General features: G+C 69.0%; 17 protein-coding genes. 7 read left to right on the top strand and 10 right to left on the bottom strand.

Going from position 1 to position 17785, the window contains the following annotated elements; all coding sequences use genetic code 11:
• The 7 genes from LRA98_RS11070 to LRA98_RS11040 all read right to left on the bottom strand — a co-directional run.
• Positions 1-1122: histone deacetylase family protein (locus tag LRA98_RS11070; protein WP_238633313.1), on the bottom strand; the 1122-nt coding region annotated here is incomplete at its 3' end.
• Positions 1123-1184: 62 nt separating this feature from the next.
• Positions 1185-2951, bottom strand: a complete 1767-nt coding sequence (locus LRA98_RS11065; RefSeq protein ID WP_238633312.1) for an SLC13 family permease — start codon at positions 2949-2951, stop codon at positions 1185-1187.
• Between the two features lie 2 nt (positions 2952-2953).
• Positions 2954-3553 (bottom strand): adenylyl-sulfate kinase, encoded by a 600-nt coding sequence (gene cysC / locus LRA98_RS11060; protein ID WP_238633311.1) that lies wholly within the window; start codon positions 3551-3553, stop codon positions 2954-2956.
• A 16-nt stretch (positions 3554-3569) separates the two neighbouring features.
• Positions 3570-4490 (bottom strand): branched-chain amino acid transaminase, encoded by a 921-nt coding sequence (locus LRA98_RS11055; RefSeq protein WP_238633310.1) that lies wholly within the window; start codon positions 4488-4490, stop codon positions 3570-3572.
• Positions 4491-4590: 100 nt separating this feature from the next.
• A complete protein-coding gene (glnE, locus tag LRA98_RS11050; RefSeq protein WP_238633309.1) occupies positions 4591-7446 on the bottom strand; it encodes a bifunctional [glutamate--ammonia ligase]-adenylyl-L-tyrosine phosphorylase/[glutamate--ammonia-ligase] adenylyltransferase in 2856 nt (951 codons plus the stop codon).
• A 39-nt stretch (positions 7447-7485) separates the two neighbouring features.
• Positions 7486-8160, bottom strand: a complete 675-nt coding sequence (locus LRA98_RS11045; RefSeq protein WP_238633308.1) for a lipopolysaccharide kinase InaA family protein — start codon at positions 8158-8160, stop codon at positions 7486-7488.
• Positions 8161-8172: 12 nt separating this feature from the next.
• Complete coding sequence (locus LRA98_RS11040; RefSeq protein WP_238633307.1) at positions 8173-8742, bottom strand: methyltransferase family protein; 570 nt, start codon at positions 8740-8742, stop codon at positions 8173-8175.
• A gap of 122 nt (positions 8743-8864) precedes the next feature.
• Here LRA98_RS11040 and folB point away from each other — a divergent pair, with 122 nt between their 5' ends.
• Together folB and folK are read left to right on the top strand one after the other, a co-directional pair.
• Entirely contained in the window at positions 8865-9221 is a 357-nt protein-coding gene (folB, locus tag LRA98_RS11035; RefSeq protein ID WP_201241397.1) for a dihydroneopterin aldolase, read from the top strand.
• Positions 9218-9706 carry a 2-amino-4-hydroxy-6-hydroxymethyldihydropteridine diphosphokinase gene (gene folK / locus LRA98_RS11030; RefSeq protein WP_238633306.1) on the top strand — a complete coding sequence of 163 codons (489 nt, stop codon included), beginning with the start codon at positions 9218-9220 and terminating at the stop codon, positions 9704-9706. Before folB ends, folK begins: the two co-directional genes overlap by 4 nt.
• Here folK and LRA98_RS11025 read toward each other — a convergent pair.
• The 3 genes from LRA98_RS11025 to groES all read right to left on the bottom strand — a co-directional run bounded on the left by LRA98_RS11025 (position 9703) and on the right by groES (position 12849).
• A complete protein-coding gene (locus LRA98_RS11025) occupies positions 9703-10668 on the bottom strand; it encodes a lysophospholipid acyltransferase family protein (RefSeq protein ID WP_238633305.1) in 966 nt (321 codons plus the stop codon). The genes folK and LRA98_RS11025 overlap by 4 nt on opposite strands.
• Positions 10669-10830: 162 nt before the next feature.
• On the bottom strand, positions 10831-12483 hold the full coding sequence (groL, locus tag LRA98_RS11020; protein ID WP_238633304.1) for a chaperonin GroEL: 1653 nt from the start codon (positions 12481-12483) through the stop codon (positions 10831-10833).
• Between the two features lie 75 nt (positions 12484-12558).
• Complete coding sequence (gene groES / locus LRA98_RS11015) at positions 12559-12849, bottom strand: co-chaperone GroES (protein WP_201173410.1); 291 nt, start codon at positions 12847-12849, stop codon at positions 12559-12561.
• 234 nt (positions 12850-13083) lie between these two features.
• Here groES and cutA point away from each other — a divergent pair, with 234 nt between their 5' ends.
• The 5 genes from cutA (at position 13084) to accC (ending at position 17741) form a co-directional block, all read left to right on the top strand.
• A complete protein-coding gene (gene cutA / locus LRA98_RS11010; RefSeq protein WP_238633303.1) occupies positions 13084-13404 on the top strand; it encodes a divalent-cation tolerance protein CutA in 321 nt (106 codons plus the stop codon).
• A gap of 14 nt (positions 13405-13418) precedes the next feature.
• Entirely contained in the window at positions 13419-15248 is a 1830-nt protein-coding gene (dsbD, locus tag LRA98_RS11005) for a protein-disulfide reductase DsbD (RefSeq protein ID WP_201173408.1), read from the top strand.
• A gap of 187 nt (positions 15249-15435) precedes the next feature.
• Positions 15436-15882 carry a type II 3-dehydroquinate dehydratase gene (gene aroQ / locus LRA98_RS11000; protein ID WP_201173403.1) on the top strand — a complete coding sequence of 149 codons (447 nt, stop codon included), beginning with the start codon at positions 15436-15438 and terminating at the stop codon, positions 15880-15882.
• A 20-nt stretch (positions 15883-15902) separates the two neighbouring features.
• Positions 15903-16388 (top strand): acetyl-CoA carboxylase biotin carboxyl carrier protein, encoded by a 486-nt coding sequence (gene accB / locus LRA98_RS10995; protein ID WP_238633302.1) that lies wholly within the window; start codon positions 15903-15905, stop codon positions 16386-16388.
• A 9-nt stretch (positions 16389-16397) separates the two neighbouring features.
• Positions 16398-17741, top strand: coding sequence for an acetyl-CoA carboxylase biotin carboxylase subunit (gene accC, locus LRA98_RS10990; protein ID WP_201173387.1), 1344 nt, complete (start codon positions 16398-16400; stop codon positions 17739-17741).
• The last annotated feature ends 44 nt before the right edge of the window (positions 17742-17785 follow it).

Raw genomic sequence — 17785 nt, 5'->3', positions numbered from 1 at the left:
GTGGAACGCCGCTGCCTCGGAGACCTCCTGCAGGCCGCACTCCCTGGGGATCGGGGGCGGGGCGCCGGCGAGCACCTCCAGGACGGTCCGGACGCCGCCGGCGAGGGCTTCCAGGTGGTAGCCCCCCTCCAGCACAAAGGTCAGTCGGCCCTCGCAGTGCCGGTCGGCGATCCCTTGAACCACACCGGTCAGGGCGCCGAAGCCGGCGAAGGTGGCGTTGAGGGCCAGGTCGAACTGGTGTGCGTCGAAGCCGGCCGAGACCAGCACCAGGTCCGGCTGGAACCAGTCCGCTGCCGGCACCAGGATGTCGTTGAAAGCGCTGATCAGGGCCGCATCACCGGCGCCCGCCGGCAACGGGACGTTGACGATGGTGCCTTCGCCCAGCCCTGCGCCCACCTCGGCGAGGTTGCCGCTGCCCGGGTAGAAGGGGGCGGAGCGGTGGGTGTCGAAGAGCATGACATCCGGATCGGCGAAGAAGATCTCCTGGGTGCCGTTGCCGTGGTGGGCGTCCCAGTCGATGATTAGTACGCGGTTGCAGCCGAGTTCTGCCTGGGCGTGCGCTGCGGCGACCGCGACGTTGTTGAAGAGGCAGAAGCCGCGGGCGCGGGTCGGTTCGGCGTGGTGCCCGGGCGGGCGGACGAGGGCGAATGAGCTGCGGGTCTCGCCGCGTACCACTGCCTCGACGGCAGCGGTGGCGGTGCCGGCAGCGACCATGGCGGCCTCGAGGCTGCCCGGTGAGACGGCCGTGGTATCCACGTCCACCCATGCGTTCTGGCCGCGCAGTCCGGTGATGGTGTCCAGAAAAGAGGCGGTGTGCACACGACCCAGTTCGGTCAGGGTGGCGGCACGGCCGGCCTGGAAGTGGAGTCCGGGCACTGCGGCGTGTTCCAGCGCGTCCAGGACGGCGCGGACACGCCCCGGGTGCTCCGGGTAGGCCCACTTCAGGCCCGAGCCGCCGAGGAGCTCGCGCACCCGGCGATCAAGCCGTCCGGGCAGGAACGCAGCCCCGACGTCCGGGTGGTGCTGCAGCACCCGGTCGTCGTAGAAGAGCGTGACCCGTCTTTGCTCGTGGGCCGCCGCCGGCAAAGGGGCCGAAGCGGTGCCGATCTTGCGAGTGGTCATAGGAGCAGTATATGACCAGCGAGCGGCGGGCGTTGGGACAGCGCGGCCGGCGTGAGGTCGGCTCAGAAGGGCCACACCCACGGGATCACGGCCAGCGCTACGGCGCCGGTGACCAGGTTCAGCGGCAGGCCGGCGCGCAGGTAGTCGGTGAAATGGTAGCCGCCGGGGCCGTAGACCATCAGGTTGGTCTGGTAACCCATGGGAGTGGCGAAGCTCGCCGAGGCGGCCAGCATGATGGCCACGGCGAAGGGGATGATGCTCACCCCCAGGTCGCCGGCTACGGAGCCGGCGATGGGCACCATGAGCACCGCTGCTGCGTTGTTGGTGATCACCGCCGTGAACAGCGCCGTGACCAGGTAAATCACCGCCAAATTCAGCCATGGGCCGTCGCCGGCGAGCTGCAGTAGGGCGCCGGCGACGGTGTGGGCCAGGCCGGTCTGCTCCATGGCTGCGCCAATGCCGAAGGCGGCGGCGATGGTCAGGATCACCGACCAGTCGATGGCCTGTCGGGCGGTGTTGATGGTCAGGCAGCGGGTGGCGAGCAGTGCCGCGCCGGCGGCCAGGGCGCCCTCGAGCATGGACAGCCAGCCGACGCCGACGACACCGAGCATCGTGCCGAGGATCCCCAGCGCCACCCAGGCCCGGTCGTGGCGGGGCACGGCGGAGCCCTCGATGGCGCGGACCAGGAGGAAGTCACGGGCGTTGCGCTGGCGCTCGACGAAGCCCTCGCCGGCCTCGATCAGGAGGGTGTCGCCGGGGCGCAGGACGATGTCACCGATCTTGCCGTCGACCCGCTCGCCATTGCGGGCGACGGCGATGACCACGGCGTCGTAACGGGTGCGGAAGCGGCCGTCGCGTACGGTGCGATTGGCCACCGGGCAGGTCTCCGAGACCACCACCTCGACCAGGCGGCGGTCCGAGCGTCGGCCATCGAGTTTAAAGACCTGGTCGGTGGCCGGCTTCACGCCGCGGATCTTCTGTAGCTCCACCACTGAGTCCACTACCCCCACGAAGACCAGCCGGTCGCCGCCGTGCAGCTTCTCGCGAGGTGAGACCGCCGGGAGGATCTCGCCGCCGCGGTCGATCTCCATCAGGTAGCACCCGGGTAAATGGCGTAGGCCAGCGCGCTCGATGGTCCGGCCCACCAGGGGACCGTTGGCCTCGACGATCATCTCGACGGTGTACTGGCGTGGATCCTCCAGGGCCTCTGCGGCCGGGCGACGATCCGGGAGCAGCCAGCGGCTGGTGGCGAACATAAAGGCCAGCCCCGCGATGAGCACCGGCACGCCTACCCAGGCCAGCTCGAAGAGCATCAGGCCGTCGCCGGTGCGCTCCTCCAGGGCGCCGTTGACCACCAGGTTCGTGCTGGTGCCGATCAGGGTACAGGTGCCGCCGAGCATGGCGGCGTAGGAAAGCGGCAGCAGTAGCTTCGACTCCGCCAGGTTGTGCTTGCGTGCCCAATCCCCCACCGCCGGGATGAGCATGGCCACCACCGGGGTGTTGTTGAGGAACGCCGAGAAGCCGGCCACCGGCAGGGTGAGGCGGCGCTGGGCGTCGAACAGCGAACGCGGCCGGCCCAGCATGCGGGTGCTGATCCACTGCACCCCGCCGGTCTCGCGGATGCCGGCGACCACTACGTAGAGGGTGGCTACGGTCAGTACGCCCGGGTTGGAGAGGCCCTCGAAGGCTTCTCTGGGCCCGATCACGCCGCTGACCAGGAGCACGGTCACCGCCCCGAGGAAGGCCATATCCGGTGCCAGGCGGGTGGTGATCAGGCTGGTCAGCAGGGCGACGACGACCACGGCCGTCAGGTACGCCTCCCAGCCCATGACTAGATCGCCCCGCGCTGCCGGAGGGCCTGCAGGAGGTGTTCGGTGGCGGTCTCGACGCTGTCCCGGTCGGTGTCGATGATCAGGTCCGGGTCGTCCGGCGCCTCGTAGGGGTCGTCGATGCCGGTCATGTACTGGATCTCGCCGCGCCGGGCGCGGGCGTAGAGGCCCTTGGGGTCGCGCTGTTCGCAGGTGGCCAGGGTGGCGCGCACGTGGACCTCGAAGAAGCGCTCGGGGCCGACGGTCTCGCGAACCTGCTGGCGGTCTTCGCGGTACGGGGAGATAAAGGCCGTGACCACGATCAGTCCAGCGTCGAGGAGCAGGCGGGTGACCTCGCCGATGCGCCGGATATTCTCCCGACGCCCCTGGGGGGAGAGGTCCAGGTCGTGGTTGAGGCCGTGGCGGATGTTGTCGCCGTCGAGCAGGAAGCTGTGGTGGCCGCGCTGGTGCAGGGCCTGTTCCAGGGCGTTGGCCAGGGTCGACTTGCCGGACCCGGAAAGGCCGGTGAGCCAGACCACCACAGGCCGCTGCCCGAGGGCCGCGGCGCGGTCCTCGGGCAGGATGCGGGTGGGGTGCCAGATGACTTCGGGTTGTTCCGGCATGGCGGCGATCGCAGGCTCAGACGAAGGTGAGCCAGTCCGTGTGCGTCGAATCGCGGCCCTCTACCAAATCGAAGTAGCGTGATTGCAGGCGTTCGGTGATGGGGCCGCGGTGCCCGGGGCCGATGGTGCGGCCGTCGAGCTCGCGGATCGGTGTGACCTCGGCGGCGGTGCCGGTGAAGAAGGCCTCGTCGGCGATGTAGACCTCGTCGCGGGTGATCCGCCGCTCGCGCACCTCGATGCCCTCCTCGGCGGCCAGGCGCAGGATGGTGTCCCGGGTGATGCCCTCCAGCGCCGAGGTGAGCGCCGGGGTGTGGAGCACGCCATCGCGGACCATGAAGAAGTTCTCGCCGGAGCCCTCGCAGACGAACCCGTCCACGTCGAGCAGCAGGGCCTCATCGCAGCCGGCGCGGGCGGCCTCCTGCACGGCAAGCATCGAGTTCATGTAGTTGCCGTTGGCCTTGGCGCGGCACATGGCGATGTTCACGTGGTGGCGGGTGAACGAGCTGGTCTGGACGCGGATGCCCCGCTCCCGGCTCTCGTCGCCGAGGTAGGCGCCCCACTCCCAGGCGGCGACCATGGTGTGCGTGCGCAGCCCGTCGGCGTGCAGCCCCATCCCCTCGGAGCCGTAGAAGGACATGGGCCGGATGTAGGCGCTGGACAGGCCGTTGCGGCGGACCGCATCGATGCACGCCTGGTTGATCGTCTCGGGCGTGTGGGCGATCTCCATGCCGAGGATCTTGGCGGAGTTGAACAGCCGCCGGGTGTGCTCGTGCAGGCGGAAGATCGCCGGCCCCTGATCGGTGGTGTAGGCCCGCAGCCCTTCGAAGACGCCCATGCCGTAGTGCAGGGTGTGGGTCAGGCAGTGGACCCGGGCCTCGCGCCAGGGCAGCATCTCACCATCGAGCCAGATGGAACCGTCGCGATCGGCGAAGGACATGGAATGAATCTCCGTCGGTAGTCATCGGGACCTGGGTGCAGCGCCGCAGTTTGCCATACTTGCCCGGCCGATGCCGCCCGCTGCCGGCGCGAAGGCGCCTTTAACCCTCCATGATCCGCTCCCAGATTCCGCTTACGGCCGCCCGCTCGTCGGCGAGCTCCTCGCTGTCGACCGCGGCGTCCTGATCCTGCAGGGCGAGCTGGTGGACGCGGCGCCGGTAAGCGCGGTAGGCGCCGGCCAGGCGGTTGGCGTCCGCCTCGTCCAGCCGACCGGCCCGGGCGAGCTCGCGCAGCAAGCGGATGTTGTCCGGGTAGCGGGTCAGCTCTGGGTGGTCGTGGGCGGCGTCGAGGACGCCGTACTGGACGATGAACTCGATATCGGTCAGCCCGCCGCGGTCGTTCTTGAGGTCGAAGCGCCCGGCGCGGCGACTGCCTTTCTCCTTGCGCTGGCGCTCGCGCATGCCGGCGACGGCCTCGCGCAACGCCGCCGTGTCGCGTCCCTGGCAGAGCACCTCGGCGCGGATCCGCTCGAACGCCTCGCGTGGTCCGGGGTCGCCGGCGACGCCGCGGGCCCGCACCAGGGCCTGGTGCTCCCACGTCCAGGCACCCTCGTGCTGATACTGGCGGAAGGCGTCCAGGGTGGTGCTCATCAGTCCGGCATTGCCCGACGGGCGCAGTCGGGTGTCGACCTCGTAGACGATGCCCCCGGGGGTGACGGTGTTGAGGACGTGGACCACGCGCTGGGCCAATCGGGCGAAAAAGACCTGGTTGTCGATGGACCGCTCGCCGTCGGTATGCTGCGCCTCGCCGCGGCTGTCGTGGAGGAAGACCAGATCCAGGTCGGATCCGTAGCCCAGCTCCAGGCCGCCGAGCTTGCCGTAGCCGGCCACGGCGAACCCGGCCTCGCGGCGCTTGCCGTCATCGGTGCACATGGGCCGGCCGTGGCGGTGGACCAGGTGGGCGCGGCAGATGGATACCGCTCGCTCCAAGGCGGTCTCGGCGATCTGGGTGAGGTAGTCGCTGACCACCATCAGCGGTGCGGCGCCGGAGACATCGGCGGCCGCCACCTTGAGTTGGTTGGCCTGTTTGAACTGGCGCAGCGCCTCCATCTGCTGCTCAAGATCGTCCTCGGCGACACGCCGCAGCCGGGCGTCGAGGTCCGCTTCCAGGGCTTCGCGCCCGAGGGGCTCGTAGAGGGTGCGGGGGTCGAGGAGTTCGTCGAGCAGCAGCGGGTGTGCCGCCAGGAAGCGCGCCACCCACGCCGAGGCGTCGCAGAGCTGGACCAGCTGCGAGAGCGCCATGGGGTGCTCGACCAGCAGGGCCAGGTAGGCGGTGCGCCGGGCCACCGTCTCGATCAGGTCGAGGATCCGCTCCAGGGCCAGATCCGGGCGGCGGGCGCGCACGCAGGCGTTGACGACCAGGGGCATCAGCCGGTCCAGGCGGTGGCGGCCGCGGGCCGACAGCGCGCGCACCTCGGCGCCCTCGCGAAGGCGCTCAAGGCGTCGGGCGAGGTGTCCGGGCTCGGGGAAGCCAAGACCGTGAAGCCGTTCGGCGGCCTCATCGGGGTCCAGGTGGCCGTTCCACAGCAACTCGGCGGGGTCCTCGTCGCCCTCGGCGTCCTCGGCCTGCGGGGCGGCGAAGACTTGGTCGAAGTGGTCGTGGATGTGCCGCCGGGTCGTTTCGAGCTCCGCCTCGAAGGTGTCGGCGTCGTCGTAACCGGCGGCCAGCGCCACCCGGGTACGGCCGATGGGGTCCTCGGGCACGGTGTGGCTCTGCTCGTCGGCGAGCATCTGCACGGCGTTTTCGACCCGGCGCAGGAACCGGTAGCCGCCGCGCAGCTCCTCGACCGCGTGCTCGGGCAGCAGCTGCTGATCGGCGATGGTCTCGAGGGTGGTCATCAGCCGCCGCGAGCGCAGCGCCGGATCGCGGCCGCCGCGGATCAGCTGGAAGGCCTGGGTAACGAACTCCACCTCGCGGATGCCGCCCAGGCCGGTCTTGATGTTGCGTGCCGTCCCGCGACGCTGCACCTCGCGGGCGATCATGCCCTTCATCTCGCGGATCTGCTCGAGGGCCCCGTAGTCGAGGTAGCGGCGATAGACGAAGGGGCGCAGGCTGCGCGTCAGCTCGTCGCCGGCGGTGTAGTCGCCGCCGACGCAGCGCGCCTTGATCATGGCGTAGCGCTCCCACTCCCGCCCCTGGCTTTCGTAGTAGGTCTCGACGGCGGAGAAAGGTAGGGCCAGCGGGCCGGCGTCGCCGTTGGGGCGCAGGCGCATGTCGACGCGGTAGGGCTGGCCGTCGGGGGTGATCTCGCTGAGCGCGCCGATCAGCTGTCGGCCGAGCTTGACGAAGAACTCGTCGTTGCTGCGCCGCCGGTCGCCATCGGTCTCTCCGGTCTCGGGGAAGGCGAAGATCAGATCGATGTCCGAGGAGAAGTTCAGCTCACGGCCGCCGAGCTTGCCCATGCCCAGCACCACCAGGTGCTGGGGTTCACCGTCGGGTCCGCGCGGCGTGCCCCAGCGCTCGGCCAGGGCGCGGTGAAGCCAGCCGAGGGTCAGATCGATGCACGCCTCGGCCAGGTCGCTGGTCTCCTCCAGGGTCTCTTCCAGTTCCGCCCAGCCGGCCAGGCTGCGGTAGGCAATGCGCACCATCTCGCGGCGCCGGAAGCGGCGCAGGCTGCGGTAGAGCTCGGCCTCTTCGGTGGCGGCGTCGAGGCATGGGCGCAGGCGCTGCCGGTGTCCGCTCTCGCCGTAAGCGGTGAACAGGTCGCCGCTTTCGGCCAGGTCGTGGAGCAGCTCCGGCTGCCGTTCGGCGACGGCCTGGGCGACGAAGTCGCTGGCGGCGACGACCCGGGGCAGGCTCTCGGCGACGCGCCCATCGCCGGGGATCGCGTCGGCCTGGCGCAGGGTGTCGAGCTGGCGCTCGGTGAGCTCGTGCAGGGAATCGGGTAGGGCATCCATGCCCGCAGTTTCCGGCTCGGGTCGGGGTGGTGTCCAGTCTTAGCCGCCCAAACGGCGCAGTGCCTTGGCCACCCGCTCGATGAGGGTGCGCCGCTGCAGCTGCGCGACGGCGGCGGGCATCTGCGCCGGATCCTTGCCCCAGCCGTAGCGCGCCCAGGCGTTCCAATCCTGCTGCGCCGCCCAGCGCCACAGCGGTCCGCCTCGGCGCCCGGGGTCGCGGAGCAGGGCGGTGCCAAAGTCGATCACCACCGCCTTACCTTCCGCGGTGAGGATGATGTTGTCGTGGCGCTTGAGGTCGGCATGGGCCACGCCGCGGGCGTGCATCGCGGCGATGGTCCGGCGCAGGCCCGCCACGGCGGGGCTCGGTGTGGCGGCGCCCGGGGTGCGCACGTAGGGGAAGCGGATCTTGCGTCCCGGCTGGTAGGCCAGGACCAGCCAGGCGTCGGCGTACAGGCCGTAGCAGTGGGCGACGCCGGGCACGCCCGCCAGGCGTTGGTAGATGCGGTGCTCGCGCCGGATCGCCCAGCGGCTCGGCCAGTAGGCGAGCCCGGGGCGTGGGGTCTTGATCACCAACGGCGGGTCGTGGTCCGCGAAGATATGGACCTGACTCTGATTGGCGGTGGTCCCCCGAGGCGCATCGCCGCCGCTGCGCAGCAGGGCGGCGATGCGCTCTTCGGTGAGCGGGGGCGTCGCGTCGGCGGGGGGCTCGGCCATGGCTGCGGGGCGTCAGCCGAGGCGCAGCCCCATGATGATCAGACCGATGGTCAGCAGCGTAGCGATGATCGGCTCGCCGTTGGGCTGGAGGCTCTGGCGGAACGACCAGCTGGTGACATTCAGCGGGCGATCCGGGTTGAGCTTCGGGATCAGCGCCGAGGTCTTGGCGTACCAGGGCTCCCACTGCTCGGGGAATTTCTTGCGCAGCTTGGCGTCTTCCTTCTGGATCGCCGGCGGATAGTAGAGGATGGCGAAGGCGAGGGCGACGAGCACCAGCCACCAGACCTGGCCGGCCATGAGGAAGCCGCCGATGATCAGGAAGTTGCCCACGTAAAGCGGGTGGCGGACCAGGGCGTAGGGGCCGTCCTGGGCCAGCTCCTTGTCCTTGCTCAGGTAGCCGGCCGCCCACAGGCGGAAGAGGATGCCGGCACCGGCGATGATCGCGCCGAGGGTGTACAGCCAGCCCACGGTGGGTGCGCTGAGCACGACGATGACGATCAGCAGCAGGATGCCGAGGGCCTGCCGCGCCTTGTGCCGCTCGTGGACGACGGAGTTGTAGAGACTCTGGGGATGGAGATTCATGCCGTGCTGCCAGCCAAGTATCCGAATTGGCGGGAAGCCTACCATTGTCGCCGGATCGCTTCTAGCCGCCCCCGTGCGGGCTGGCTTGCAAGATGCCACCGGCGCCCGGAGACTAGGCGGCCATGGATACCGTCTTCATTCGCGGCCTGCAGGTCGAGACCGTTATCGGCATCTTCGAGTGGGAGCGGCGCATCCGCCAGCGGGTGCGCATCGACCTGGAGATGTCCGCCGATATCGCCCGGGCTGCAGCGACCGACTCCATCGACGACGCCCTCGACTACAAGGCCATCGGCAAGCGGATCATTGGGTTCGTCGGGGAGAGTGAGTTCCTGCTCGTGGAGACGCTGGCCGAGGAAGTGGCGAAGATCGTTCGCGACGAATTCGGCGTGGCGTGGCTGCGGCTTTCGGTGAGCAAGCCCGGCGCGCTGCGCGGCGCGGACGATGTGGGCGTGACCATCGAGCGAGGCGAGCGGATTTGAGACAGGCGTATCTGAGCATCGGCAGCAACATCGACCGCGACCGCAACATCCGCTCCGCCATGGCGGAGCTGCGCACGCGCTGGCCGGACATGGTCTTCTCCACCGTGTATGAGACCGCAGCGGTAGGCTTCGAGGGCGAGGATTTCTACAACCTGGTGGCGAGCTTCCGGGCCGAGGAGCCGCTGGAAAACGTCCTGGACACTCTTCGCGAGCTGGAGGATGCCCACGGCCGGCATCGGGCCGGCGCGAAGTTCTCCGCGCGGACCCTGGATCTGGATCTGCTGCTGTGGGGCGACGCGGTCCTCGACGGCGATCCGGTGACCCTGCCCCGGGACGAGATCCTCCGCTTCGATTTTGTCCTCCGCCCCCTGGCCGAGCTGGCCCCCGAGGCCCGCCACCCGGTCAACGGGGAGTGCTTCCGCGATCTCTGGGCCGGTTTCACCGGCCACCCCTCCATCCGCCGGTCCGTGCCCCTGGCCGACTAGGCCTCTCGCCCGGGCCGGGCGTAGGGGTTGGGGGCATCCGGGTCCGGGCGGGTCTTGAAGCGGCGGTGCAGCCACAGGTACTGCTCCGGGGCCCGGCGCACCTGGGCCTCGATGACCGCATTGATCCGCGTGGCGTCGGCCACATCGTCGCCGCTGGGGAAGTCCTCGAGGGCGGGCTCGATCCGCACGTGCCATCGGTTTCCCGTCAGCCGTTCGCAGTGTAGTGGGACCAGCGGAGCACCGGACCGCGCTGCCAGGCGGGCCGTGGTGGTCAGAGTGCTGGTGGCAACGCCCATGAAGGGGGCAAAGACGGACCCCCGGCGGCCGAAATCCTGGTCAGGCGCATACCAGATGGTCTGACCGTTGCGCAGCACCCGCAGAATCCCGCGCATGTCATCGTTGGTCAGCAACCCGGCGACCCCGGTACTCCGGATGCGGACCATGGCCGTGTTAAAGGCGGCGTCCTTGGTGGGCTTGTAAACGGGGTGGAAGTCCGGCACGTGGTGACCGATGATCTTGCCGCACATCTCCATGGTCGTGTAATGCGGCATGAGCAGGATCACACCCCGGCCGTCTTTTCGGGCTGCGTCGATGTTCTCAAGACCCTCGATCGTATAGTAAGGCGCCAAGCGGTCGATGGGGGCCCACCAGGCCAGTGCGCCCTCCAGCATGCCGCGGGCCGCCGAGCGGAAGTGGGCTCGCTCCAGGCGGCGCCGGCCGCGTGTGCCCAGCTCTGGGAAGGCCAGGCGCAGGTTGGTGCGCACGATGTGACGCCGGCTGGGGACGATCGCCCAAAGGAGCATGCCGAGCCCATCCCCGAGTCGGCCGATCAGCGGGATGGGCAGCAGCGCCAGCAGGCGCAGCAGACCGAGTCCCAGCCAGGTCGGCCAGTAGGCGGGGTGGAGGAGGTTGGTCGGCGGTTTCTTCTTCCGGCCCTTGCGGCGTTTTTTCTTATCGCTCACCAGCGGATCCGTGCTCTTTGCGGGTGAATGGGGCGGCTCGGGGCGTAGTTTGGGCCGCTGGCGGCCGGCTCGCAAGCTGCCCCCGTAGCCATGAAAAAACCCCCGCCGGGCGAGGCCCGACGGGGGTCGGTTACGGCGTCAGGGCGCCGGGAACCGGACGGCTTACATCATGCCGCCCATGCCCCCCATGCCGCCCATGCCACCCATGTCGCCGCCACCGCCTTCGTCGTCCTTCTTCGGCAGGTCGGCGACCATGGCCTCGGTGGTCAGCATCAGCGCGGCCACGGAGGCGGCGTTCTGCAGGGCCGAGCGGGTGACCTTGGTCGGGTCGAGGACGCCGGCCTGCACCAGGTCCACGTACTCGCCGGTGGCCACGTTGTAGCCCTGGTTGCCGCTGCCCTCCTTGACCTTATTGACGATCACGGAGGCGTCCTCGCCGGCGTTGCTCACCAGCTGGCGCAGCGGCTCCTCCATGGCACGGCGGACCAGCGCGACGCCCTGGGTCTGCTCCTCGTTGGCGCCGCTCAGGCCCTCAAGGGCGGCCAGGGCGCGGATCAGGGCCGTGCCGCCGCCGGGGACGATGCCCTCTTCCACCGCAGCGCGGGTGGCGTGCAGGGCGTCCTCGACGCGGGCCTTCTTCTCCTTCATCTCGACCTCGGTGGCCGCGCCGACCTTGATCACGGCAACGCCACCGACCAGCTTGGCCACGCGCTCCTGGAGCTTCTCCTTGTCGTAGTCGGAGGTGGACTCCTCCATCTGCGCACGGATCTGCTCGACGCGGGCCATGATGTCGTCGTGACGGCCGGCGCCGCCGACGATGGTGGTCTCCTCCTTGGAGATCTGTACCTTCTTGGCGGTGCCCAGGTCGTCGACCGTGGCGTTCTCCAGGGTCATGCCGACCTCGTCGGAGATGACCGTGCCGCCGGTGAGGATGGCGATGTCCTGGAGCATGGCCTTGCGGCGGTCACCGAAGCCGGGCGCCTTGACCGCGGCGACCTTGACGATGCCGCGCAGGTTGTTGACCACCAGCGTGGCCAGGGCCTCGCCCTCGACCTCCTCGGCGATGATCAGCAGCGGGCGGTTCTGCTTGGCCACGCCCTCGAGCAGCGGCAGCAGATCGCGGATGTTGGAGATCTTCTTGTCGTGGAGCAGGATCGCGGCGTCCTCGAGCTCCGCCTTCATCGTCTGCTGATCGGTGACGAAGTAGGGGGAGAGGTAGCCGCGGTCGAACTGCATGCCCTCGACGACATCCAGCTCGTTCTCCAGGCCGGAGCCCTCCTCGACGGTGATCACGCCTTCCTTGCCGACCTTGCCCATGGCATCGGCGATGATCCGGCCCACGGCCTCGTCGGAGTTCGCGGAGATGGTGCCGACCTGGGCGATGGAGTTGTCGTCCTCGCAGGGCTTGGACAGCTCGTTGGCCAGGTAGTTGGAGGCCGTCTCGGTGGCCTTCTCGATGCCCTTCTTCAGCTCCATCGGGCTCATGCCCGCGGCCAGGGACTTCATGCCCTCGCGCAGGATGGCCTGGGCCAGGACGGTCGCGGTGGTGGTGCCGTCACCGGCGACGTCCGAGGTCTGCGAGGAGACCTCCTTGAGCATCTGCGCGCCCATGTTCTCGAAGTGGTCTTCGAGCTCGATCTCCTTGGCGACGGAGACGCCGTCCTTGGTGACGGTGGGGGCGCCGAAGCTCTTCTCGAGGACGGCGTTACGGCCGCGCGGGCCGAGGGTGACCTTGACGGCGTTGGCCAGCTGGTTGACGCCGCTCATCATGCGCTGGCGCGCATCATCGGAGAAACGGATTTCCTTCGCAGCCATGGTTGGCTCCTCTGCTCGATTCGGTGTTCGGGTCTCGGGTGTCTGGCTCGCTGCGCGTTGGCAGTCGGCGCTGCGTCAGCCCTCGAAGACGGCCATGATGTCGTCCTCGCGCATCACCAGGTAATCCTGGCCGTCGATCTTGACCTCGGTGCCGGCGTACTTGCCGAACAGGACCTGGTCGCCGACGTTCACCTCGACGGGGCGACGCTCGCCGTTGTCGAGCATCTTGCCGTTGCCGACAGCGATGACCTTGCCCTTCATCGGCTTCTCGGCCGCGGTGTCCGGGATAACGATGCCGCCCGGGGAAGTGCGCTCTTCTTCAAGGCGCTGGATGACCACTCGGTCGTGCAGGGGACGGATGCTCATCGGTCCTCTCTCCCTCTCTCTTTGGTCGTGGACTCTGGGATCTGGTTCGCCGCGCTTCCCGCGGCCTGCTAGCTGTTAGCACTCGGTAACCGTGAGTGCTAATCATATCGTTCGGTTCTTCTCCGTCAAGGGCTTCCGACACCTGCTTCGGGTGACGTTCCCTGCCGGTACCCGGTGGATGAGGACGCCGATGGTAGAATTCAACCCCTGTTCAACGACCGAGGAGGTGCAGCCATGTCGAGTCGAGAACTGGTCGTCCTGTGCACCTGCCCCGATGAGGAGACCGCCCGGCGCCTGGCCGGCGAGGTGGTGGAGGCGCGGCTGGCCGCCTGCGTCAACATCGTCCCGGGGGTGACCTCCGTCTTCTACTGGGAGGGAGAGGCGCAGGCGGAGACCGAGTGCCTGTTGGTGATCAAGACATCGGATTTTGCCTACACCCGATTGGAGGGGATGCTTGTGGAGCGGCATCCGTATGAACTTCCAGAGGTCATCGCGGTCGGCATCGACAAGGGCCTGGCAGGCTTCCTGGACTGGATACGCGATGAAACCCGGTAGGAGGGTGTAAGCCGATGAAGGGCAGGATGCGTTACGACCGAGGCGGTCTGATCGCGGCGCTGTGGCTGGCGCTGGGTCTGCTGATTGCGGCCGCCCCGGCACAGGGAATGGTGGATCAGCAGGAGATCTTCCCGTTCACCGTCGAACAGGTGGGCGAGGATCGCCTGGTCGCACGCTGGGACGTGGCTGAGGACCACTACCTCTACCGCCACGCCTTCGACTTCGAGTTGCGCGACGGTGATAACGAGATCGTCGAGGTCGCGTACCCGAGCGGCGAGTCGTTCTCCGACGAGTTCTTCGGCGATGTGGTCATCTACCGGGGCACGCTGCAGGTGCACCTGGAGACCGCGGAGCCGATCGGCGAGGGGGCGCAGCTCTACGCCGAGTTCCAGGGTTGCAACGAGCCCGATTCCCTCTGCTACCCGCCAAGCAGCCTGGAGGCCGACCTCGGCTCCGGTGCCGTGCAGTACAGTGATGGCTCCGGCGGCCCCGCCGGCGGGGCCGGCAGTGGTCAGGGGCCCATGGGGGACCTGCAGGCGCTGCTCGGCGGCGGCAACCTCTGGGCCATCCTCGGGGGATTCTTCGTCGCCGGGCTGCTGCTCGCCTTCACCGCCTGCATCTACCCGATGATCCCGATCCTCTCGGGGCTGATCGTCGGCAGTCAGCCCGGCGGAGGCCGGCCCGGTACCGGGCGCGCGCTTTGGTTGTCCTTCGTCTACGTCCAAGGCATGGCGATTACCTACGCGCTGGCCGGCGCCCTGGCCGGGCTCTCCGGGCGCGCCATCCAGGCCGACCTGCAGGGGCCGGTGGTGACGGTGGCCTTCAGTGCCTTGTTCGTCGCCCTGGCGCTGGCCATGTTCGGGCTTTACAACCTGCAGATGCCGGCCTCGGTCCAGGGCCGGCTGCAGGCCGCTTCCAGCCGGTTGCCGGGCGGGCAGACGGCCGGAGTGGCGGCCATGGGTGTGCTCTCCACGCTGATTGTCGGCGCGTGCTCAGGGCCGGCACTGGTAGCCGCGCTGGCGTTCATCGGCAACACCGGCGAGGTGGTCCTCGGTGCCGGGGCGCTCTATGTCATGGCGCTGGGCATGGGGGCACCGCTGCTGGCCGTGGGCACGGCCGCGGGGCGCTGGATGCCGCGCTCCGGGCCGTGGATGGAGTCGGTCAAGCAGGTCTTCGGCTTCATCTTCCTGGGGGTGGCCTGGTGGATGTCCGCCCGTCTGATGCCGGACTGGCTGGTGCTGGCCGGCTGGGCGGCGCTGCTGCTGGCCGCCGCCGCGTGGCTCGTCTGGCGCCTGCTGCGCAGCCGTGGTGGGGGCGGTTCGCTGCCCATCCGGGCGGCGGGGGCCACGTTGGCCGTTCTGCTGGCGGTGGCCGGCGGGGCGCAGGTCCTGGGGGCGGCTACCGGTGCCGGCGATCCGCTGCGGCCCTGGGTCGGGATCACCGGCGATCCGTACGCCCAGGCCCGGGCTCGCGTGCTGGAGGAGTGGCACCACGTCGAGACCCTCGACGAACTCGAGGCGCTGCTCGCCGAGGCCCGCGAGGATGGCCGGCCGGTGGTCATCGACTTCTCGGCCGAGTGGTGCGTCTACTGTGTCCAGCTCGAGGAACGCACGCTCCCGGATGAGCGGGTACAGGAGGCCCTTGAGGGCGCCGAGAAGGTGCGCATCGACGTCACCGACATGAGCGACGCGGACCGCGAGCTGATGGAGGCGTACGGCGTCTATCTGCCTCCGGCCATCCTCTTCTATGACGGCGAGGGCGAGGAGCGCTCGGAGCATCGGGTGGCCGGCTTCAAGGATGCCGAGGCGTTCGCTGAGCGCACCCGCGAAGCCTTCGGCGGCTGATCGGCCGGCCCGCGGCTCCTTTGGAATCCGCGCCGGCCGGCAGGGTTCAGCGCCGGTCGGCGCGGGCAATACGTCGCAGCCATCCCCGGGGAAACGGCGGCGAATGTGTTGCGATCGCCGTAAAACTGGACAATCTTTCGGCGCTCAGTCAGAATCGCGGACGGTGCGAGTCGGGTGAGCGCGTCAGATGCCTAAGCTGCTGTTAATCCACGGGCCCAATCTGAATCGGCTGGGAACCCGCGAGCCGGAACGCTACGGACGGCTGACGCTTCAGGACATCGAAACCCGCTTGCGGTCCATCTGCGATGCGGCCGATGTACAGCTGCACAGCGCCCAGTCCAATCACGAGGGCGAGCTCATCGATCGAATCCACGCCGCGGCGGACGAGGGCGTCGAGTTCATCGTCATCAATCCCGCGGCCCTCACGCACACCAGCGTCGGTCTGCGCGACGCGCTGCTCGCCGTCGCGCTGCCGTTCATCGAGGTGCACTTGAGCAACGTCCACGCCCGCGAGGCGTTCCGGCAACACTCTTTTCTGTCCGACATCGCCGAGGGGGTGGTCACCGGCCTCGGCGCGGACGGCTATGAATTCGCGGTCCGTGCAGCCATCCGGCGCATGGGCGGGCAGGCCTGAATACAGGGTTTCGTCGATCTATGGATATTCGCAAGATCAAACGTCTTATCGAGCTGCTCGACGAGTCCGGCGTCCACGAGATTGAGATCGCCGAGGGCGAGGAGTCGGTCCGGATCACGCGCAACGCGCCCAACCCGCCGCCGCAGCCGCAGCCGGCGTATGCTGCGCCGGCACCGGCGCCCGCCGCGGCCCCGCCGGCGGCTGCAGCCGCGGCGCCGGCCGCCGCCGGCGCCGCCGAGCCCGAGGAGGCCGGCGACGATGAGCCGGAGGGCGAGCCGATCCGCTCGCCGATGGTCGGTACCTTCTACCGGGCTCCGTCGCCGACGGCCAAGCCGTTCGTCGAGGAGGGGCAGCGGGTCAAGGCCGGCGACACGTTGTGCATCGTCGAGGCAATGAAGATGCTCAACCAGATCGAGGCCGACCGCGACGGGGTGATTACCGCCGTTCTGGTCGAGAACGGTCAGCCCGTCGAGTACGACCAGCCGCTGTTCCTGATCTCCGACTGAGTGAGCACCATGCAGAAGATCCTCATCGCCAACCGCGGCGAGATCGCGCTGCGCATCCTGCGCGCCTGCCGTGAGCTGGGCATCCGCAGTGTCGCCGTGCACTCGGCGGCTGATCGCGAGCTCAAGCACGTGCGCCTGGCCGACGAGTCGGTCTGCATCGGGCCGAACAACGTCCGCGACAGCTACCTCAACATCCCGGCGATCATCGCCGCCGCCGAGGTGACCGACTCCACCGCCATCCACCCCGGCTACGGCTTCCTTTCGGAGAATGCCGACTTTGCTGAGCGGGTGGAGCAGTCGGGTTTCGTCTTCATCGGCCCGCGCGCCGAGAGCATCCGCACCATGGGTGACAAGGTCTCGGCGATCCGCGCCATGAAGGAGGCCGGCGTACCGTGTGTGCCCGGCTCCAACGGTCCGGTGCCCGAGGACGATCCCGACGAGACGCTGCGTATCGCCTCGGAGATCGGCTATCCGATCATGATCAAGGCGGCCTCCGGCGGTGGCGGCCGCGGCATGCGCGTGGTGCGCAGTGAGGCGGCGCTGCTCAATGCCGTGTCGCTGACGCGCGGCGAGGCCGAGAACGCCTTCGGCGACGGCACCGTCTACATGGAGAAGTACCTGGAGAAGCCGCGCCATATCGAGGTGCAGGTGCTCGCAGACCACCACGGCAACGCCATCCATCTGGGCGAGCGCGACTGCTCCATGCAGCGGCGTCACCAGAAGGTGGTCGAGGAGGCGCCGGCGCCGGGGATCACCGAAAAGCAGCGCCAGGATATCGGCGAGCGCTGCGCCGAGGCGTGCCGGCAGATGGGCTACCGCGGCGCGGGCACCTTCGAGTTCCTCTACGAGAACGGCGAGTTCTACTTCATCGAGATGAACACCCGGATCCAGGTCGAGCACCCGGTCACCGAGATGGTCACCGGCTGCGATCTGGTCGCCGAGCAGATCCGCATCGCCTCGGGCGAGCCGCTGAGCTGGCGCCAGGAGGACATCCAGGTGCGCGGCCACGCCGTGGAGTGCCGGATCAACGCCGAGGACCCGAAGACCCTGATGCCGTGCCCGGGGACCATCGACCACTTCCACGCCCCGGGTGGCCCCGGGGTGCGTGTGGACTCCCACGTCTACACCGGCTACGCCGTGCCGCCGTACTTCGACTCCATGATCGGCAAGCTGATCACCCATGGTCCGAGCCGGGACAGCGCGCTGGCCCGCATGCGCACGGCGCTATCCGAGATCGTGGTCAGCGGCATCGGCACCAATATCTCGCTGCAGCAGGAGATCATCGGGGATGCCGCGTTCCGCGCCGGCGGGACCGACATCCACTATCTGGAGAAGAAGCTCGCCCTCGATTAAGGCTTGCACCACGGTGCGGCGACGCCCTGTAATGGGCGCAGGCG

The sequence above is a fragment of the Halorhodospira sp. M38 genome, from assembly GCF_022227985.1.
Lineage (GTDB): Bacteria > Pseudomonadota > Gammaproteobacteria > Nitrococcales > Halorhodospiraceae > Halorhodospira > Halorhodospira halophila_A.
Note: the sequence above shows the minus strand (reverse complement) of the source record. Positions and strands in the feature narration are given on the sequence as shown.